Genomic DNA, 18,773 nt, shown 5'->3' with positions numbered 1-18,773 from the left:
AATATGCTGAAATCTCTACTCACCTCCGCACTGGTTTTTACCGCGATACCTGCCATGGCCGCCCCGGCGCCATTGTGCGATGGCTTGCCGCGCCTGGACGTCACCACCCAGCCTGGGTTTTGCGTGGCCGTGCTGGCCGATGGCTTGAAGTTCCCACGTGGTGTGCTGCCGCTGACGAATGGCGACTTGCTGGTCACCGACATGGTCGGCTGGTCTGAAGGCCAGGGCAAGCTCTGGCTGCTCAAGCGCAAGCAGGGTGGCCCCGCTTATGAACGCAAGCTGCTGCTCGATAAACTCGATAGGCCGAACGGCATCGTGCAAGGCCCGGATGGCATGATCTATGTGGGCGTGGTCAAGCGGATTTTCCGTTTCGATCCGCGCGACCCGCAAGTCACCGTGACCGACGTAATCGGCGGCAGCGCCAAGGTGCCCGGCTTGCCTGGCCTGGGTTTGCATCCTTTGACGACCATGCGTTTCAGTCCGCAGGGCGATTTGTATGTGAACGTGGGCGCCAGCACCGACCATTGCGAAGGCGAGGACGGCAAGGCGCCCGATGCGTCCAAACCTTGCGCGGCGGCCGAAGGGCCGGAAGCGCTGGGCGCCATCCGCGAATACAAGATGGCCTGGCCGGCCGGCACGGTGACGGGCTGGCGCACCTATGCGCGTGGCTTGCGCAATTCCATGGCGCTGGCCTTTCATCCCGCCACCGGCCAATTGTGGCAGGCCGAAAATGGCCGCGACGCCATCCAGGCCGCCATGCCGCAGCTGAAAAACGATGAAAACCTGCCGCACGAGGAACTCAATATCGTCAAGGCCGGCCAGCATTACGGCTGGCCGTACTGTTACGACGATAACCAGGCCAGCCCCGAATACCCCAAGACCAATTGCGCTGCCAAATATACGGCGCCATTGCGCCTGCTGCCCGCTCACGCTGCGCCGCTGGGCATGCTTTTTTACACGGCTACACGCTTCCCGGATCAGTATAAAAATAGCCTGATCATCGGCTACCACGGCTACCGCGCCCATGGCCACCGCCTGGTAGCGCTGTTGCCTGACAAGGCCGGTGCGCCGCTGGGCAAATCCGTTGAATTGATCAGCAATTGGGAACGCAAGGGCAAGCAAGGACGCGGCGCCCCGGTGGACGTGAAGCAGGGCCAGGATGGCGATATTTATATGGCCGATGACCATAATGGCCTGGTGCTCAAGCTGCATTATGAGGCGGCCAAGCCGTGACTCTGGGGTAGAATCCGCGCCATCGTTGTTGATGCAGGGTGTTTTACAGATGATTTCTTTCGACCGGCTGGACCTCAATCTCTTGCGGGTGTTTGACGCCGTCATGGAAGAACGCAGTGTGGTGCGGGCCAGCCAGCGTCTGCACTTGAGCCAGTCCGCGCTCAGTCATGCACTGGCGCGGCTGCGCGACAGTATCGGCGAAGAGCTGTTTGTGCGTACCGGCAAGGGGCTGGCGCCGACCGACTATGCGATGGCCATCAGCGGACCCTTGCGCGCCGCGCTGCAAGGCATGCGCGGTGCGCTGGCCAGCGCCAGTTCGCCATTCCAGCCAGCTAGTGCGCGGCGCACTTTCGTCATCGCCGCCAGCGATTATGTGTGTGCCATCCTGCTGCCGTATTTCCAGCGCCAGTTAAGGCAAGAGGCGCCGCTGGTAGACCTGGTGATTAAGCCGTCGACCCGCGCCAACCTGGCCGAACAGATCGACTTGCGCCGTATCGACCTGGCCATCGGCATGTTTGGCGGTTTGCCTGAACGTTTGCGCTCGCAGGCGCTGATGGAACAGGATGAAGTGCTGGTGGCTTGGCGCGGCCATCCGGCGGCGGGGCGCGATATCACGCTCGATGACCTGGCTACCTATCCGCTGGCGGCGGTATCGGCCGGCGGCGAGGAGGATGGCGCAGTCGGCGGCTTCATCCGCGAGCGTGGCCTGTCGCGGCAATCCGATATGTATGACCGTGGCGCGCTGGAGCTGGCGCTAGGCAAAGCAGGTTTGCCGGTGCGCCTGCAGATACTGCTGCCGCATTTCCTGGCGATTCCCGCCCTGATCGAGCATGGCGATATGCTGGCCATCGTGCCGCGTCCGCTGGCACAGCTTTTTGCCCGCACCCACGCCTTGCTGATCAAGGAACTGCCTTACCCGGTGGCGCCGCGCCAGATGGAAATCCTGTGGCACGGTGAAAATGACCTGGACCCGGCCCACTGCTGGTTGCGGGCGCAATGGTTTGAAGCGGTGCAGCAGATGCGGCAAGCAGCTTAAGATTCGTCTGGCGCAAACAGGCTGGCGCAAAAATATTCGCAGACATGCATCAGCGCCTGGCCGCCGGCATCGATGCGGTAGCGCCGGTACAGCAATTCCTGCGGCGCCAGGTGGCGCTTTACGTCATCGGCTTGGCCGTCTGCGCACACGCCCCAATCGATCAATTCCCGATAGGTTTCCAGCCGGCTGGTGCGCAGCAGCAGGCCGATCGGCTGCGAGCCATCCAGCAAGGCTTGCTGCATGCCGGCTGGCAGGCGTTCCACGGCAATGCTGGAATCGGCGTACACCAGATTGCGTCCCGATTGCGCCGTCTTGAGCAGCACGGCGCGCTGCAGCAGCAATTCCCCTTCCTCGAAACAGCCATCGAGCCCGTTACCAGCAGCTCGCAGCTGCTGGTGGCGCAGCACGGATGGCTTGATATCTTCGCTCGACAGCGATTGCAGCATCAGGGTAAAACTGCCATCGGTGCTGAGCAGCGCCCGGGTGATGGGGGCAAGTTGGGGCCAGATTTGCTGGTTGTCGCGCAGTGGCAGATGAGGGTTCAAAAAAGACGGGCGGTGCGGTATTGCTGTACTTGCGGGCATCTGGTTTCTCGTGAAATAAACGTCAGCCGCCATACTCGCCGCTGGCGACCGAAATGGGAAGCGGTGCTTATGCAGTATCGATATGCATGGGATGCAGGATGGGCACTCAGGCAGCCTTTCGCGTGACCTCGCCCAGTGCCTGGGCGCCGTACGTGGCTGCTTCCCCCATCCGGCTTAATGGATGCTATCTGCGTTTAGCGGAATTTCTTCGCCGATTTTCCGCGCGAAGCCGCATTGTGCGCGCGCAGGATGGAATCGACTCTTTCGGAGGCGTCGCGCGACAGGTTTTGCGCCACCTCGATATCGGGGAAGAATTCAGGCAGGCGATAACTGAGCCACGCATACGCCGAGTAGTAGCGGCAAGTGTCTTCCACCTGCTGCAGGTTTTGCGTGCCGCCACCATACGCGTGCTGGCGCAGGGTAGAGGTTTTACCGAGCGACAGATTCCTGGCCCAGTGTTCCCAGGCCGTTTGCAATGAGGGCACCTTGCTCGATATCGGCACCAGCGACAGGGTGAACTTGTCGGCCACGGACAGGGGCAGGGTGTCTAGCCAGATGGCGCGCTCTTTCTGGTCTTCCGTGATGCGCGGGAAGAAGAAGCCGTCCGGCACGTCGATATTGTGGATGAAGCGGCGCAGCAGTTTGGCCAGCGACAGTTCGCCCGTCACCGAGGAAATGCGATGCAGATGTTCGAGCGAAGGCGCCACCGCAAAGCCGCTGGTGTTCAGCGGGTGCAGCTTTTCCTTCAGCAGCGCGCGCATCACTTCATGCGTTTCATTGTCGTAGCCCGCCACCAGGCCCTCTTCATGCACGCCATAGCGGCCAGCGCGCCCGGCGATCTGGCGCGCCAGCGCGGCTGAAATTTCTTCCTCTTCGCGGCCATTGTATTTGACGCTGGTGGTCATCACGATGCGCGCAATCGGCATATTCAGGCCCATAGCCAGCGCATCGGTGCCGACCACGATATCGGCCGTGCCGTCGCGGAAGCGCTGGGCCTGGGCGCGCCGCACTTCCGGCGACAGGTTGCCATACACGGTGGCCACCGACAGCCCTGTTTCGGTGATCATGTCGCGCCACATCAGCACTTCGCGGCGCGAGAAGGCGATGACGGCGTCGCCGCGGCGCAGGTTGCGCACCTTGCGCACGGCGGCCGGCTCCATCGACAGGGGCGCCATGCGCTTTAATACATGTACTTCCAGCGGGCAGTCCAGGCGCTCGGCCAGCGCCTCGATGGCGCGCCGCGCTTCCGGTGCGCCGACCAGGTAGACGGTATGGGCAGGCGCGCCGCAGACGGCGGCCGTCCATGCGGCGCCCCGGTCCGGGTCGGCCAGCATCTGGATTTCATCGATGACGGCCACCTCGACCACGGTTTTCGTGTCGAGCATTTCCACCGTGCTGGCGACGTGCATGGCGCCGTCTTCCAAACGCCGTTCTTCGCCCGTGATCAGGTTGACGGCCAGCGGCTTGCCATGCGGTGCCGCTTCCTGCATGCGCTCATAGTTTTCCAGGGCCAGCAGGCGCAGCGGCGCCAGATACACGCCGCTCTTGGCTTTCACCAGCGCTTCCATCGCGCGGTGCGTCTTGCCGGAATTGGTTGGCCCGAGCAAGGCGATAAAGCGGCGCGGCAGGCGGCGCGCCATCTCGAACGACGCCGGGTATTCGGCCAGGTTGATGCTCTGGCGCGTGCGCGCCGCATGCTGTTCTTCCTGCTGGCGCTCGATGGCGTGCGTAAAACGCTGGCGGATACGGTTGAACACCATGCCGGCCGGCTCGGACGTCTGCATGTCGCCCAAGGTATGCAAGAACACCATCGGGTCGGTATCGACATCCTCGCACTGGCCCGCAATATCGGCCACGAAGTCCATCACATGCTGGCGCAGTTCATCGAACACCGCTGCGCTGGCCCGTTCGCGTATCAGGGCTACCTTGGTTTCGCGGTCCATCTTGCGCCACTTGGCCGGCCGCGCCAGCACGCCCTGGCTCGGCACCAGCGCATACGGCACGCGCAAGCCACCGGCTTTGATGACGCCCGAAAAGCGCACGAAGACGCGCCCCTCCATCTTCACCAGCCGCACATGCTCGGCCAGCTCCCCCAGTTCCGCGACCAGGGTGGCGTCGTGATTATCTTCAGTGATGTCGGTGATGTCGGTGGGGGCGTTCGGAGGTGTTGCGGAGGTGGTCATGTCGTGCCTGGGTGTTGAAGTAAGCGAGGCCGATTATACCGTGCCATGGCGGCTGGCCGGCACCCTCTCAGATGGCAATCCAGCGCCGCCCTGCGAGCACGCCGATCGCCACCAGCGTAGCGGCGGCCGCCAGATGCATGAGCAGGTCCATCAAGTCACCAGCCACAGGGTGGCAGAAGCCCAACAGGATTTGCGTCAGTGCTGCAACGCCCAGGCCAGCGATGGCAAGGCAGCTTGCAGGGTGGAGCGCGCGGGTGCGCCGCAGCGCGCTCACGATGACCACCATCATCGGCAGTCCCGCCAGCATCATGAAGCTGTAGCAGTAGATGCCATCGCCGAACTCGCCCCATGGCTCGTTTGAGGCTGTGACATCGATCAGATTCACCACCAGCCAGGCAACAGACAATGCAGTGAGGGACCACCAGTGCCATTGCGTGATGCGGCGGCCGGCAATGCTGAGGGTAAACGCGGTGGTGATGGCGAGTAGCCCCAGGCAGAGCGAAATAAAAATCGCCAGTCCCGCCCACAGCGCACCGGGATTGGACCAGTCCGACCCATGTCGATGGATGGCCAGCGACGCGCTAAAACCGCAGGGCAGGGCGGCCAGCATCCACAGCATGGCTCTGAGCCAAGGTGGGGCAGTTCTTTTCACAGGTTGCACTTCGGCGCAAAGCTGGGCTATCAAGGTGTCGTGATTACTCATGGTGCGTATCTTTATGGCGGCGTAGCGTGATGAAAGCGCGGTGTAGCACGGACTTCACCGCCGATAAGGTCATGCTGCTATTCGCCGCTGCTTCAGCAAGACTCATTTCGGATAAATGGACCAGCTCCACCATCTGCCGCTGGCGGTCGGGCAGGCGGCTCAGCAAGTTATTCACTTCCTGCGCTGGCGCGAGCCTGTCATGTCCATCCGCGATAGAGGCATCTGGATGCTCGAGCATGGCCTCTTCATCGGCCACCTCCCAGCATTCCCGGCGGCCGCGCGCGCGCAAGGCATCGATGGCGCGCGCGGAGATGATCGCCGATAGCCAGGGCAAGAATGGCCGCTGCGGGTCATAGGTGTGCCGCACCCGGTGCACGGCCAGCAAGACTTCTTGCACCACATCTTCCACGAAGGCGTCATCCTGATAAATCTTGCGCCTGACCAGCGCGCGAATCACGGGCACGATGGCCTTGAGCAAACGCGAATAAGCCAGCTGATCGCCATCCTGCGCGCGTGCCATCAGCTTCGGCCACGCTGCTTTTGAAGCATCGTTTTCAGTCGGCGATGGTTCAGTCGGCGATGGTTCAGTCAGCGATATCTCGGTCAAATCTCTGTCCCGGTGAAGATTGAAACCCGGTGACAGAGATTTGTACCGGGTGGTGTTTACGAGTGGCTCTTTGCGGCTTTTTCCAGGGCCGACGTCACGATATCGGGGCTAAGCAGCTGAGGCAGCAGTACAGGCTCGCCACCATCGGCCGGATACACCACATACACGGGCAAGCCGCCACGGCCGAACTGGCTGATAGCCTGGTCGATATCGGCATTATATTTGGTGGAGTCCGCAATCATGTAAACCGTTCCGGTTTGCATCATCGCATCTTTCACCGCCTTGGTCGACAAAGCCGCCTTGTCATTCACCTGGCAGGTTATGCACCAGGAAGCCGTGAAGTTGACGAAGATGGGCTTGCCATGGCCGCGCTGCGCAATAATCTCTTGCGGTGTCCATTTGGCGGGCTTGTCCTGCGGGGCCGATGTGGCCGGTGCAGCGGCGACCGTAGTGGCCGTGCTGTCGCCATCACTGGTCGTGGGCAAGCCAGCCAGCGGAAGGGCCAGGCCAATCAGCAGCACGATCGACACAAACAGCTGCGGCCGATGACGCAAGCCGGAAAACTGCCGCCGTTGCGCCACGCCATACAACCAGGCAGCAAAACCCAGTACGACAGACGACGCCAGCAACACGCCCAGTGCAGCCGAACCAGCCTGTTGCGCCAATACCCAGGCCAGCCACGCTGCCGCAGCCAGCATAGGGAAAGCCAGCACCTGCTTGAGGGTAGCCATCCATGCGCCTGGCTTGGGCAATAGCCGTGCACAGGCTGGTACCAGCGAAACAGCGGTAAATGGCGCGGCAAAACCCAATGCCAGCGCCAGGAAGATAGACATGGCTTCCAGCGGCGGGCGCACCAGCGCGGCGCCGATGGCCCCTGCCATGAAAGGCGCCGTGCAAGGCGTGGCCACGACGATGGCCAGCGCACCGGTCAGCGCAGCCCCGAGCGGCCCTGATTTCGGGCCCGCCACGCCACCGATGCGTTGCGCCGCCAGGCCGAACTCGAACACGCCCATCAGATTGAGGGCAGAGCCGAGCATGATCAAGGACAGCGCGGCAATCAGCACAGGCGACTGCAGCTGAAAGCCCCAGCCGACCGCCGAACCACCGGCGCGCGCCGTCAGCAGCGCAGCGCCCAGCAGCAGCATGGTGACGACCACGCCAGTCATAAAGGCCAGGCCCTCGATGCGCACCGTGCGCCGGTCGTGCACATGGCGGATCAGGCCAAACGCCTTCAGTGAAATCACCGGGAAGACGCAAGGCATGAAGTTGAGGATCAATCCCCCCAGGAATGCGGCGGCGAGTATCGTCAGCATCGTGTGCTCCCACCCTCGCTCATCGTGCTGATGTTCATTTGGCTGCCTTGTACCAGGCCGTAACCGCGCTCATTGCTTTCTGGATATGCAATTCCGGATTAGGATCCGTGTAGCTGAGCAAAATCTTGCCATCGGGTGCAATCACGAACGAGGTGCGCTCGGAGAGAGCCTTGCCATCCTTGGTGCGGAACTGGGTCTGATACGTGGCAGCAACCTTGGCGCCCGGATCGGCCGCCACGGCAAACTTGTCACGGCATTCTAGCTTGGAAAACTCGGCTACGCGGTCGGCATTGCCCGCCGTCACGCCAATCACGGTCGCATTCATCTTGCTGAAATCATCGGTCGCTTCCGCAAATTCATGCGCCTCCACCGTGCAACCTTGCGTGAAGGCAGCCGGGAAGAAATACAGCACGACCGGGCCTTTTTTCAGTGCTTTTGCCAGCGAGAAGTTCATCGGCTTGCCAGCCAGCGCCGCATCGAGTTGAAAATCCGGCGCTTTTGCGCCTTCAGGCAAGGCCGCGAAGACAGATGATGCTGCCAGCGCCAGAATGAAAGAGGTTGCCGCTTTTGCCAGATTTGTCGCTAGACGTGCCATTGTGAACTCCGTGTGTGAGGTTGTTTGACTATCTGTTGATCGTCATTTCGTTCGGTTCGACGGAGGGGGGAGAAAAGTTGCGGTTGAAAGTAAAAAATTGTGGGGGTGAGCGTGGGAGGCGTATTTCACATGCTAGTTGTCTAGTCCCCGTTTAGTCTCTTGATCCATCTTGTTTAGACGTCACAATGTTTTCTAATTGCATTTTGTGAACATTGTGGAAATATGGTTTGCTTGAAAATTTACTTTCCTATCAGCCCCGACCACTCGACTTCAAATGTAATTAATTCTTTCTCCTGTCTGGCTTGAAAAGAATTTCTAATTCCAGCAAGTATGCTGACTTTCCCTTCCTCGTCAATTTGAAAAAACTGACGATATTTTGCTAAAAGCACGTTTGCAGCAATATGAGAGAAACCATTTTTAATTAGCGCTATTTGATCGGCATCGTTAGTGCCATATTTAACTTTGTTATACAATTGTTCTTCAATTAACTGTAGATCATTCAAAATTTCTAAGAATTTCACAAGTGTATTATCCAAGAAATCTTGTTCTTCTTTGATTCTCACTATAGCTAGATTAATCATTTCATAATCAGATAAAGTTTTTAAGTCTACATAGTTTTCGATGAACCCTTCCCTAGGAATTGTTCCCCAGCGGCCAACAAATACGATAGTATCTTTCTCATTCTCGACTATTTTTTTCCAATACTTAATGAAATTGCCAATCATTCGGCTATAATTGACTTGATTAATTCTCCAGTCAAAGAACATAGCATAAAAAGCTTGTGCCGCTGTATTTCGCAACCTAAGTAAATTAACGGCTTTATTTTTTTGTGCGTCTTCATCGTCAATCTTTGAGACAAATAACTCGGAAATTAATTGCATTAAAATTGTCGCGTCGCCAATCTGAATTTTTTTATCTGTGAAAATCTTGACTTGAGCTTCCATCTCTTTTTCGTGCTTAAAAATATCGAATTCAAAAACGCTATGAATATGGCAAAGCCTACCAACCTCTGTAGTTGCGAATGTTGGATCTGGCCGTAGATTGCCATTTGGTTCAATATTTTCAATAAAGGCAAAGTCTTCTGCCTTTTTCTTGGCATTTTCAGCGCTGTCGGCTGCTCCACTCAACAGCGGATTGGAAATCACGTCATCTATTTTTCCATCAATTTTTGCCACTTTGGTCAAATATTTTTCATAATTGGAATTAGCGCGGGAATAATTGCAATTAATTAAATATATTGATGGAAGAAGAAGTTTAGGATCTCCATTTTCCAAATCAAATATCTCACTGAAACGATTTACCCTGCCGACTAGATTTCTAAACTGTGGAGTGGTTAGGCTACCTCTGCCTTTACGTGCATCCAAGACAAATAATGTCTCTGCAGGAATGTTTACTCCTTCTAAAAGTGTAGAGTTTGTGATAATCCATTTAACCGAAGGATCTTTCCTAAACGAAGTTTCAATATATGCTCGAACAACGTCAGGGACTGCACCATGATGGTATGCAACCCCACGCCGTAGGCAGCCCAAAATACGATAATCGGGATGAACATATTCCGATATTTCATCGCAGACACGATTAAGTTCTGAGGTAATGTTTTTTTCAAATGAGTTCGAAATCTGTTCAGCAAAAATTTCTATACTTTTGGGTTTGTTCAGGTAAACAATATTTTTATTTTTTTTCTTCTCTAGAAGAAGTTCTATTTCACTCAGATATTGTCTGTCTCCAGTGTCATAAAAATCATTCATAAATTGGTCATATAATTTGAGCTTTTTTTCAGAATGAATATCGCAGGTATAGTAATCTTCTGTTTTTAATTTTTCTAAAATTTTAATTTCGCGGATATCATGCGTTTTCGCAGATAATTTTAAGCTGTCGGAAGAAATAAGAAATGGAGTAAGGTATTTTACCGCTAAATTATTGTTTCTTATTCTTGCAATAATTATCACGCTTGCTAGTAATCTGGCACGTTTGTCATCGCTTAGTAAGTTATGAGCCTCATCCACAAAGAGAAGGTCAAAGCTAAGGGTGGGATTTTTCTGAAGCAGTCGAAGCAGTCGCTCTTGCGTTACCACAGCAATCAAGGGCTGCTGTATGTCAAATGCCATATCGTGATGCACGATAACTTGACGTACTTGCTGAGAGTCAATCTGCGCTAAAACTCTACGCCTCGTTTGCGAAATTAGTGCTTTCGAAGGAACTAGGATTGCAATATTTAATTTCTGATTGGTCGCGATAGATTGCTCGATTAGCTGCGACTTTCCATAGGAAGTAGGTGCCACAACGGCTATGCTTTCACCCACAGAATCTGAAAACTGCTTAAATAAAGCACTCTGGTTTTCTGTTTGATAGATATCGCCTACTTTAAAATTTTCTCTATAAGCTGACATGAGAGTGTCAAGAAAGCCATTATTTTCAGGCAATAATGACTGTTGTTTCAAAAGTGACATAATCGGTGTGAAACCTAACAATGCGGCCACATCATAAAGTGGAACAAAATTTCCTGTCTTGTTCGCATATTTCAATAGAAGTCTATAACCGAATTCTTTTACAACATCTTTTTCGCTATTTAAAAATAAAAGAGCAATTTTGAGGACAGAGGATGACTGTTTGTCCGAATTTTCTGAGAAGTATAGCTTTTTTAAAAGTTCAGATATTTTTGATGAGCGAATAATTCTCAATGTTAATGTTTCACTCATTTGCTAGCTCCTTCCGCTTCTTCAATTAAGAATTTTTCTACTTTAATTATTGTCGACTTTTGAATTGCAAAAATAAGGCATCGTGAAAAATCTCCAGCGGAAATCAATTTTGAATGCTTGTCTTTTATTGTTTGTAAGTCGATGGAGTTGAGAGTATTTTCAAAAAGAATCGGCACAAGGAAAACATTCATAGATTTTGAATCTTTCGTGACAATTTCGTCTTTTCCCTCAATAAATTCTTCTAAAAGATCTTTGAGTATTTTCTTTTCTGGCATGTTTCCAGATAAAGATATATCAATATTATTTATGGCGGAGTACCAAATTGTTGCGTTCTTTGATGTTAATCTCTCGATTAAATCAGACTTTGCTAGATCGATAAGGCCGCGTATTTTTTGTTGTTTATCTTTTTCTCCAAGCTCACCAGATTTAACTTCTGTTATCCAGAATGAATTATCGGTAGAGTTTATAATCATCAAGTCGAAGCCTTTTTTAATACTTCCTTCTTCCATATTAAAAAATGGACTTGCTGCCTTTAATTCATTGTTGAAACTAAATAAAAGAATATGGCAAAGAAGTTCGCCGATCATTCCCAACTTAGTTGTTGGTGACTTATCTTTGTATCGCTTAACAAATTCACGTATTGTAGGTTCGTAAGCATACGACTTCCTACCTTCTTCTGCCTTGGCGGGCCCATGACAAACTTTAGAAAGCTCTAATTTTATTATTCCCTTAAGCTCATCGGACAAATCATCAATAATACAAAGTGAAACGCTCGAATCATCACTAGATTCGTGTCGGATATCTTTTACGGCCATATTATTCTCTACGCTGAAACGATCAAACCCATAAGTAGTCTTCTGTAAGTAAACTACCAGTTAAGGAGCCAATTCACACGAATGGTAACGGATTTCTTGATGTTCGGAAATCAATGTGACATCATTGCTATCATGGCAGATACACTTGATCATAATCTATCCAATAATCACGCAGCTGAAGTTGTTCTTGCGAAGGCAGGGCCAGTTCTGCCATTCAGACACGACATCCGCCGTAATTCCTGATTTTTCACTTCAAACAGGCCGACACCCTATTTTGCTGGTGACCTGCATGCAGGGACACTGCTAGTGCGTAAGAGTAGCAAGCCAGTAAACGGCTTCCAGAACACAGTGAAGCCAAGAATTGATATGCATGGCAGATCGTGTCTGAGTGGCAAAACTGTTCTACCTTCCTCGGACCGCGCAAGTACGATATCCGCCACCGTACTGCGCCCGATCAAAAGCGCTATTTATAAAGATGCGCATGCCTGGCCTCCGTCGCCCATACTGGTGTATTTCAGCGCGTGACTCCCACCCGCCATGCCCACCTTTATCCTCGGCTTTGCCGTTGGCGCTTTCTGGCTGCAGACGCAGGCGGCGCTGCCTGCCCATGCTGGAACCACGCTGGCGGTCGCCTGCCTGGCCTGCCTGTTAGCCGGATACGCACTGCGCCACCAGCGTGCATTGCTGCGCCTGCTTTCAGGATGCATCGGTGGCGTCATCCTTGGCTTCTTCTGGGCCGCCTGGCTAGCCCAACTCGCGCTAGCTCCCCAGCTGGCCTTGGTCGACGAAGGTCGTGATATCACTGTCACCGGCACCATTGCCAGCCTGCCATATCACTTCGAGCAGGGCGTGCGCTTTAATTTTGCGGTGGAAAAGGCGGTGGGGGCGCAGGTGCCGCCTCTGATTGCGCTGTCCTGGTACAAGGGGTTTCGCGATGAGGTGACGAATGAGGTGGGCGATGTGCAGCCGGGGGAGCGTTGGCAGTTGACGGTGCGGCTGCAGCGTTCTCACGGCAATGCGAATCCCATGGGCTTTGATTATGAGGTGTGGTTGCTGGAGCAGGGCGTGCGCGCGACGGGCTATGTGCGGCCGCAGCCTCGGGCCGATACGCCAAATGTACGCTTGACCGGTTTCGTGCCGGGTTTCGCTAACATTGTGGAAGCGTGCCGGGCTGCTGTGCGCACGCGCATCGAGCGCAGTTTGCAGGGCCAGCCCTATGCGGGCGTGATCGTGGCGCTGGTGGTGGGGGACCAGCGGGCGATTGCTCTGGTGAAAGACAATTAAGTTCTTCCCTGGCTCAGCCGGCGATCTTTCGATCTACGACAATTAGTTTTTCCCTGGCGCTCATTATTGCGCAGCTAGGCCTACGACCCGCGCTTCGGCACCGTAAGCTTTGCAGGCGTCCCACAGCACGAGCGCACAACGGCTGTACCAAAGTCTGGGTACCCGAAGAATGTTCGTGGTCCTCGCGGGTGAGAATTCGTGATTTTTTCGCTAACACAACCTGATAAGCTGGGCGTCAGCCGGGGGTACGAAATTTTACGCCACCGGTAAAATAATGCGCGACAGGATGCATTGCAGGTGATGTACCTAACGCGCTCTAACTTCATATTCCAAAACAGCGAGGCTCTATGGCAAAGGTTGATATTGTTAAGGTTAAAAATCCCAGCAACTGGGAACCAGGCATTCATCACGCGGTTGAGCAAGAGGGGACAGAGCGGTTATTGCACGAGTGCGATACTCAGGCCCAGGCGATAGCGTGGGCTACAAATCAGGGCTATTCCATCAACATTCACCGCGAGCGCAATCGGAAGCCAACGGATCGGCACGGACGCTTCCGGGCACAATGAGGCGCGGTTAAGGTCCCGTCTAGCGCGAAGGCAGGGTCAGTTCTGCAATTCAGACACGACCTCTGCCGTAATTCTTGATTTTTCACTTCAACGTGACTGCAAGTTAATTTGCAGGCGACAGGCACGTCGTTGATCGCTCAAGTGCGATATCCGCCATCGTGCTGCGCCCGATCAAACACGCTGCCTGTCAAGCTGCGCATACCTGAAATGCACCACCCATACTGGTGCATTTCAGCGCGTGAATCTCACCCGCCATGCCCACCTTTATCCTCGGCTTCGCCGCTGGTGCTTACTGGCTGCAGACGCAGGCGGCGCTGCCGGCCCATGCTGGAACCACGCTGGCAGTCGCCTGCCTGGTCTGCCTGTTAGCCGGATACGTACTGCGCCATCAGCATGCATTGCTGCGTCTGCTTTCAGGATGCGCTGGCGGCGTTATCCTTGGCTTTTTCTGGGCCGCCTGGCTAGCCCAACTCGCGCTAGCTCCCCAGTTGGCCTTGGCCGACGAGGGCCGCGATATCACGGTCACCGGCACGATTGCCAGCCTGCCATATCACTTCGAGCAGGGTGTGCGGTTTAATTTTGCGGTGGAGAAGGCGGTGGGGGCGCAGGTGTCGCCGTTGATTGCCTTGTCCTGGTACAAGGGGTTTCGCGATGAGGTGACGAATGAGGTGGGCGATGTGCAGCCGGGGGAGCGCTGGCAATTGACGGTGCGGCTGCAGCGGCCGCATGGCAATGCGAACCCGATGGGCTTTGATTATGAGGTGTGGTTGCTGGAGCAGGGCGTGCGAGCTACTGGCTATGTGCGGCCGCAGCCCAGGGCGGATACGCCGAATGTGCGTCTGGACGGTTTTGTGGTCAGCTTCGGCAATGTGGTTGAGGCTTGCCGTGCGGCCTTGCGCGCACGCATAGAGCGTAGTCTGGTGAGCAAGCCCTATGCAGGTGTGATCGTGGCGCTGGTAGTGGGCGATCAGCGGGCGATACCGCAGTCGGACTGGCAAGTGTTTAACCGCACGGGCGTGAGCCATCTGATTTCCATTTCGGGGCTGCATATCACCATGATTGCGGGGCTGGTTGCGCTGGCGGCGGGCGCCTTGTGGCGGCGCTCGTTTTTTACGGGATGGCAATTGCCCTTGCTGTTGCCGGCGCAAAAAGTGGCGGCGCTGGCGGGCGCCGTCGCTGCCTTGCTGTATGTGCTGCTGGCCGGCTTTGGCGTGCCGGCGCAGCGCACTTTATATATGCTGATGGTGGTCGCCATCGCCTTGTGGACGGGGCGTATCACCAGCGTGTTTCATGTGCTGTGCCTGGCGCTGGGCGTGGTGGTGCTGCTGGATCCCTGGGCCGTGCTGTGGCCTGGCTTCTGGCTGTCGTTCGGGGCGGTCGCTACGATACTGTATGCCAGCGTGGGGCGCATATCGGCGCCGGTGGCCCCGGACGCCAGCCGTTGGCAACGGCTGCGGGCGGAGCTGGCGCTAGGCGCGCATACGCAATATGTGGTGACGGTGGGGCTGGTGCCCTTGACCATGCTGCTGTTCTCGCAAGTGTCGCTAGTGTCGCCGATCGCCAATGCGCTGGCAATTCCCGTCGTCAGCCTGGTGGTGGCGCCCCTGTCGCTGTCTGCCAGCCTGCTGCCGGCGCCGTTATCCGACTGGCTGCTGTTGTTGGCGCACTTTATCGTGCAATTGCTGGTGCAGCTGCTGGAGTGGCTGAGTATCGGTCCGTTTGCCGTCTGGACTGCCCCTGCGCCGCCGTGGTGGAGTTTTGCCTGGGCCTTGTTCGGCACCTTGTGGCTGCTGGCGCCGCGCGGCTGGCCGCATCGCTGGCTGGGGATGCTCAGTTGGCTGCCCCTGATGACGGCCTTGCCGGCCAGCCCGGCGCCGGGCCAGTTATGGGTCACGGCCTTCGATGTGGGGCAGGGCATGGCCTTGCTGGTCGAAACCCATGGCCACCGCCTGCTGTATGACACGGGGCCCGCGTATGGCGTGGATTCCGATGGCGCCAGCCGGGTCATCGTGCCGTATCTGCGGGCGCGGGGCATAGCCAAGCTCGATGGCTTGATCATTTCGCATAGCGATGCCGACCATGCGGGTGGCGCCGTCTCGCTGCTGGAAAATATTCCCGTGGGCTGGCTGGCTTCGTCCCTGGCTGGCGGCCATCCGGCCGTCGTGGCGCAGCACAAGCTGGGCAAGCCCTATCTGCATTGCGCGGCCGGTCAAAGCTGGCAGTGGGAAGGCGTGCGCTTCGAGATGCTGCACCCGCTGGCGGCCAGCCACGACGATATGTCGTTGAAACCGAATGCCCGCAGCTGCACGGTGAAAATCACGGCAGGCAAGCATGCGATCTTGCTGGCCGGCGATATCGAAGCGGCGCAGGAAGCGCAATTGCGCGCGCGCCTGGGGAGCGACTTGGCGGCCGATGTGTTGCTGGCGCCCCATCACGGTAGCGGCACCTCGTCCACGCCGGCCTTTTTGAATGCCGTTCACCCGAGCCTGGCGATATTCCAGGTGGGTCACCGCAACCGCTACAAGCATCCGAAGGCGCAAATCTATGCGCGTTATGGCGAGCTGGGGATTACGCGGCTGCGGACGGACGAGGCGGGGGCGTTGACCCTCGAATTTGGCGAGACGGTCACGGTCACCGGCTACCGCGCCAGCCATCCGCGCTACTGGTATGGGCGATAGTCGCCGCCTTGCATGCCTTCCCGGTGGCTGGCACGACTGAGTATGATCCTGCCCTTTCATGCTAGTCTCAAGAACTCATCATCAAAGGAAACTAGATGAGCAATTCCAGTACCGCTGACCTGATCACCCTGGCCCAGGCAGCCGATATCGATCCCATCACAACCTTGCTACAAGCCAATTCCCCTTTTCAAGGCGGTAGCCTGACGGGGGAATTCCCGCATGAAAAGGTGGTCCAGATGGCCGAGGGAGGGGCGCCGGTTATCGTGGCGCGGCGGGTGGCGGGCGGCCCGGTAGTCGGCGTGCTGTTCAGTGCGGCCAAAGATACAGCCCAGGCGCCGGCCGTGCTGGCCATGCTGGAGGCCTATGCCGGTGGGCCGGGGGCGTATGTGTATGGCCCCGTCTGCATTGCGGACAGCGAGCGGGGGCAAGGGCTGCTGGCGCTGTTACACGAAGCCATGCGGGCCCGGCATCCTGGCGGCGAGGCGGTGCTATTCATACGCCGCGACAATATCGGATCGCTGCGCGCGCATCAGCGCCTGGGCATGGCTGAGGTGGCAGGCTATGTTCTGGATGGCGAGCAGTACGCCGTGTACAGCGACGCAGCCGAAAGTTAAGCGTCAGCCTGGACGTTCATCCGGTATCTCCATGCCTTTCTTGCGCACATACTCCAGGAACAGCCTGGCGCCCTTGGGTAGGCGGGCGCTGCCGTAGACGGCGTGGATGCTGGGGTCCAGTTCCTTCGAAGACGTCAAGCGATACGCGGGGCAAACCCTTTGCAGGGCGCCGCTGGCCACGGCCGGTTCCGCCAGCCAGCTAGCCAGGCGCGCGATGCCGGCGCCTTCCTGTGCTGCCTGGAAAGTGGCGATGCCAGAGGTAAAGCGGAAGCGCGGCTGGACCTGGAAGCGCACATTGCGCTCGCCGGAAACGAAATGCCAGTCGCGCAGGATGCGGGGCGCCGAGTGCACGATGACGTCGTGACTGGCCAGCTCTTCCGGCTCTTGCGGCGCGCCCATGCGGGCGATGTAGTCGGGCGAGGCATACATATAGCGGCGGTAGTTCCACAGCGGATATCCGATCAGCTCGCTGGAGCGGGGAAAGGCGCCGCGGATGGCAAAATCGAGCTTTTCCTGGATCGGGTCGATCGACTTGTCCGAAAAGTGGATATCGACCGAGACATTCGGATAATCGCGTGAAAACTGCGCCAGCACTTTCGGCAAAAAGCCCAGCGACAGGATTTCCGGCGCCGAAATGCGCACCCAGCCCTGGGGGGAATTGCTCAGTTCCGCCAGCTGGTCTTCCGCTTCGGCCTGGGTTTCCAGCAAATGCTTGGCCGACGCGTAATACGTTTCACCGGCCGTGGTCAGGGTGAATTGTTTTTGCGTGCGCAGGATCAACTCGGCGCCGATGGCGTCTTCCAAAAACTGGATGGCACGCGTGACGGCCGACGGCGAGCGCCCCAGCATGCGGGCCGCATGGACGAAGCTGCGCTTTTCGACAACGCTGCAAAAGGCGCGGATTTCCCACATCAGTTTCATGGACATGGCAGGGCGCCTCAGAAGGAAAGTCGCCAGTAGAGCGCACCATGCCTGTTTCGTCAAGCGCCACGCCTGATTGCGCTTTCCGCAATACGGAGTTGCAAGCATAGCTGCAGCCATCACATAATCGTGCGCCTATACTTGCGTCCTTGCCACTGTTTTTGGATTGCCGCATGTTGACCATTTCCCTGCTGTGCCTGTTTGCCTTCTTTGCCGGCCTGATCGATGCCGCCGTCGGTGGTGGCGGGCTGATACAACTGCCGGCCCTGTTCAACCTGATGCCGAACATGGCCTCGACCTCCTTGCTGGGAACCAACAAGCTCGCTTCCGCTTGCGGCACGGCGTTTGCCGCCCGCTCCTTCATCGGCAAAGTGCATATTCCGTGGCTGCTGGTGCTGCCCGCCGTGGCCTGCGCCTTCGTCATGTCCTTCATCGGCGCGGCGGCCGTGTCCTACGTGCCGCAGCAAGTCGTGCGGCCAATGGTGCTGGCGCTGATCATCATCATGGCGATCTACACCTTCATCAAGAAGGATTTCGGCGCCACCCGCGAGCCGCGCCCGATAGGCCCGCGCGAACGCATCCTGGCCATGGTGATCGGCGGCGCCATCGGTTTTTATGATGGCCTGTTCGGTCCGGGCACGGGCAGTTTTTTGATTTTCCTGTTCATCCGCGTGTTTGGCTTTGATTTCATCCTCGCTTCGGCCTGCTCGAAACTGGTCAATATCGCCACCAATGTGGCGGCGCTGGCCTTCTTCATTCCTGCCGGCCACGTGGTTTATGCGGTGGCTGCCCCCATGGCCGTGTGCAATATCCTGGGGGCGCTGACAGGCACCTGGATCGCCGTGCGCCGCGGCGCCGCCTTCGTGCGCATCCTGTTCCTGGTGCTGCTGGTGATGCTGATCGTTAAATTGTCTTACGACATATTCTTCAGGTAAGTGCTGG

At 56.7% G+C, this 18,773-nt stretch carries 15 protein-coding genes; 6 read left to right on the top strand and 9 right to left on the bottom strand.

The genetic code is table 11. The features are described from left to right. The first annotated feature begins 3 nt into the window (after nt 1-3). Nucleotides 4-1,233 carry a PQQ-dependent sugar dehydrogenase gene (locus HDE75_RS11805; RefSeq protein WP_183677472.1) on the top strand — a complete coding sequence of 410 codons (1,230 nt, stop codon included), beginning with the start codon at nt 4-6 and terminating at the stop codon, nt 1,231-1,233. A 49-nt stretch (nt 1,234-1,282) separates the two neighbouring features. Continuing rightward, on the top strand, nt 1,283-2,269 hold the full coding sequence (locus HDE75_RS11800) for a LysR family transcriptional regulator (protein WP_183677473.1): 987 nt from the start codon (nt 1,283-1,285) through the stop codon (nt 2,267-2,269). On the opposite strand, the gene HDE75_RS11795 is transcribed toward HDE75_RS11800, so the two are convergent. From HDE75_RS11795 to HDE75_RS11760, 8 genes are all read right to left on the bottom strand, one after another. After that, complete coding sequence (locus tag HDE75_RS11795) at nt 2,266-2,853, bottom strand: chorismate--pyruvate lyase family protein (protein ID WP_183677474.1); 588 nt, start codon at nt 2,851-2,853, stop codon at nt 2,266-2,268. The two genes, HDE75_RS11800 and HDE75_RS11795, sit on opposite strands and share 4 nt — an antisense overlap. Before the next feature lie 194 nt (nt 2,854-3,047). Further along, the gene (locus HDE75_RS11790; RefSeq protein ID WP_183677475.1) at nt 3,048-5,036 is read right to left on the bottom strand and encodes a helicase-related protein; all 1,989 of its coding nucleotides are present in this window, start codon (nt 5,034-5,036) and stop codon (nt 3,048-3,050) included. Between the two features lie 67 nt (nt 5,037-5,103). Further along, nucleotides 5,104-5,739 (bottom strand): NrsF family protein, encoded by a 636-nt coding sequence (locus HDE75_RS11785; RefSeq protein ID WP_183677476.1) that lies wholly within the window; start codon nt 5,737-5,739, stop codon nt 5,104-5,106. Then, nucleotides 5,732-6,346, bottom strand: a complete 615-nt coding sequence (locus tag HDE75_RS11780; RefSeq protein WP_221291849.1) for a sigma-70 family RNA polymerase sigma factor — start codon at nt 6,344-6,346, stop codon at nt 5,732-5,734. The genes HDE75_RS11785 and HDE75_RS11780 overlap by 8 nt, the downstream gene beginning before the upstream one ends. A gap of 56 nt (nt 6,347-6,402) precedes the next feature. Next, on the bottom strand, nt 6,403-7,659 hold the full coding sequence (locus HDE75_RS11775; RefSeq protein WP_183677477.1) for a protein-disulfide reductase DsbD family protein: 1,257 nt from the start codon (nt 7,657-7,659) through the stop codon (nt 6,403-6,405). 34 nt (nt 7,660-7,693) lie between these two features. Next, complete coding sequence (locus tag HDE75_RS11770; RefSeq protein ID WP_183677478.1) at nt 7,694-8,254, bottom strand: peroxiredoxin; 561 nt, start codon at nt 8,252-8,254, stop codon at nt 7,694-7,696. Between the two features lie 239 nt (nt 8,255-8,493). Next, a complete protein-coding gene (locus HDE75_RS11765; RefSeq protein WP_183677479.1) occupies nt 8,494-10,953 on the bottom strand; it encodes a DEAD/DEAH box helicase in 2,460 nt (819 codons plus the stop codon). Then, on the bottom strand, nt 10,950-11,768 hold the full coding sequence (locus tag HDE75_RS11760) for a Hachiman antiphage defense system protein HamA (RefSeq protein ID WP_183677480.1): 819 nt from the start codon (nt 11,766-11,768) through the stop codon (nt 10,950-10,952). The genes HDE75_RS11765 and HDE75_RS11760 overlap by 4 nt, the downstream gene beginning before the upstream one ends. Nucleotides 11,769-12,305: 537 nt before the next feature. On the opposite strand from HDE75_RS11760, the gene HDE75_RS11755 reads away from it, so the two are divergent. The 3 genes from HDE75_RS11755 (at nt 12,306) to HDE75_RS11745 (ending at nt 16,910) form a co-directional block, all read left to right on the top strand. After that, entirely contained in the window at nt 12,306-13,052 is a 747-nt protein-coding gene (locus HDE75_RS11755) for a ComEC/Rec2 family competence protein (RefSeq protein ID WP_183677481.1), read from the top strand. A gap of 820 nt (nt 13,053-13,872) precedes the next feature. Then, nucleotides 13,873-16,296 (top strand): DNA internalization-related competence protein ComEC/Rec2, encoded by a 2,424-nt coding sequence (locus HDE75_RS11750; protein WP_183677482.1) that lies wholly within the window; start codon nt 13,873-13,875, stop codon nt 16,294-16,296. 95 nt (nt 16,297-16,391) lie between these two features. Further along, complete coding sequence (locus HDE75_RS11745) at nt 16,392-16,910, top strand: GNAT family N-acetyltransferase (RefSeq protein ID WP_183677483.1); 519 nt, start codon at nt 16,392-16,394, stop codon at nt 16,908-16,910. Between the two features lie 3 nt (nt 16,911-16,913). Here the strand turns inward: HDE75_RS11745 and HDE75_RS11740 are convergent, their stop codons facing one another. Then, a complete protein-coding gene (locus HDE75_RS11740; RefSeq protein ID WP_183677484.1) occupies nt 16,914-17,837 on the bottom strand; it encodes a LysR family transcriptional regulator in 924 nt (307 codons plus the stop codon). Between the two features lie 167 nt (nt 17,838-18,004). Between HDE75_RS11740 and HDE75_RS11735 the strand changes: the two genes are divergently transcribed. Next, nucleotides 18,005-18,766 (top strand): sulfite exporter TauE/SafE family protein, encoded by a 762-nt coding sequence (locus HDE75_RS11735; RefSeq protein ID WP_183677485.1) that lies wholly within the window; start codon nt 18,005-18,007, stop codon nt 18,764-18,766. Nucleotides 18,767-18,773: the final 7 nt, after the last annotated feature.

It is taken from the genome of Janthinobacterium silvisoli (assembly GCF_014200725.1).
Taxonomy (GTDB): Bacteria; Pseudomonadota; Gammaproteobacteria; order Burkholderiales; family Burkholderiaceae_D; genus Janthinobacterium.
Note: the sequence above shows the minus strand (reverse complement) of the source record. Positions and strands in the feature narration are given on the sequence as shown.

Excerpts from the sequence above, each read along its gene's own strand:
- HDE75_RS11805 (WP_183677472.1), top strand. The coding sequence starts at position 4 with ATGCTGAAATCTCTACTCACCTCCGCACTGGTTTTTACCGCGATACCT.
- HDE75_RS11800 (WP_183677473.1), top strand. The coding sequence starts at position 1,283 with ATGATTTCTTTCGACCGGCTGGACCTCAATCTCTTGCGGGTGTTTGAC.
- HDE75_RS11795 (WP_183677474.1), bottom strand. The coding sequence starts at position 2,853 with ATGCCCGCAAGTACAGCAATACCGCACCGCCCGTCTTTTTTGAACCCT.
- HDE75_RS11790 (WP_183677475.1), bottom strand. The coding sequence starts at position 5,036 with ATGACCACCTCCGCAACACCTCCGAACGCCCCCACCGACATCACCGAC.
- HDE75_RS11785 (WP_183677476.1), bottom strand. The coding sequence starts at position 5,739 with ATGAGTAATCACGACACCTTGATAGCCCAGCTTTGCGCCGAAGTGCAA.
- HDE75_RS11775 (WP_183677477.1), bottom strand. The coding sequence starts at position 7,659 with ATGCTGACGATACTCGCCGCCGCATTCCTGGGGGGATTGATCCTCAAC.
- HDE75_RS11770 (WP_183677478.1), bottom strand. The coding sequence starts at position 8,254 with ATGGCACGTCTAGCGACAAATCTGGCAAAAGCGGCAACCTCTTTCATT.
- HDE75_RS11765 (WP_183677479.1), bottom strand. The coding sequence starts at position 10,953 with ATGAGTGAAACATTAACATTGAGAATTATTCGCTCATCAAAAATATCT.
- HDE75_RS11760 (WP_183677480.1), bottom strand. The coding sequence starts at position 11,768 with ATGGCCGTAAAAGATATCCGACACGAATCTAGTGATGATTCGAGCGTT.
- HDE75_RS11755 (WP_183677481.1), top strand. The coding sequence starts at position 12,306 with ATGCCCACCTTTATCCTCGGCTTTGCCGTTGGCGCTTTCTGGCTGCAG.
- HDE75_RS11750 (WP_183677482.1), top strand. The coding sequence starts at position 13,873 with ATGCCCACCTTTATCCTCGGCTTCGCCGCTGGTGCTTACTGGCTGCAG.
- HDE75_RS11745 (WP_183677483.1), top strand. The coding sequence starts at position 16,392 with ATGAGCAATTCCAGTACCGCTGACCTGATCACCCTGGCCCAGGCAGCC.
- HDE75_RS11740 (WP_183677484.1), bottom strand. The coding sequence starts at position 17,837 with ATGTCCATGAAACTGATGTGGGAAATCCGCGCCTTTTGCAGCGTTGTC.
- HDE75_RS11735 (WP_183677485.1), top strand. The coding sequence starts at position 18,005 with ATGTTGACCATTTCCCTGCTGTGCCTGTTTGCCTTCTTTGCCGGCCTG.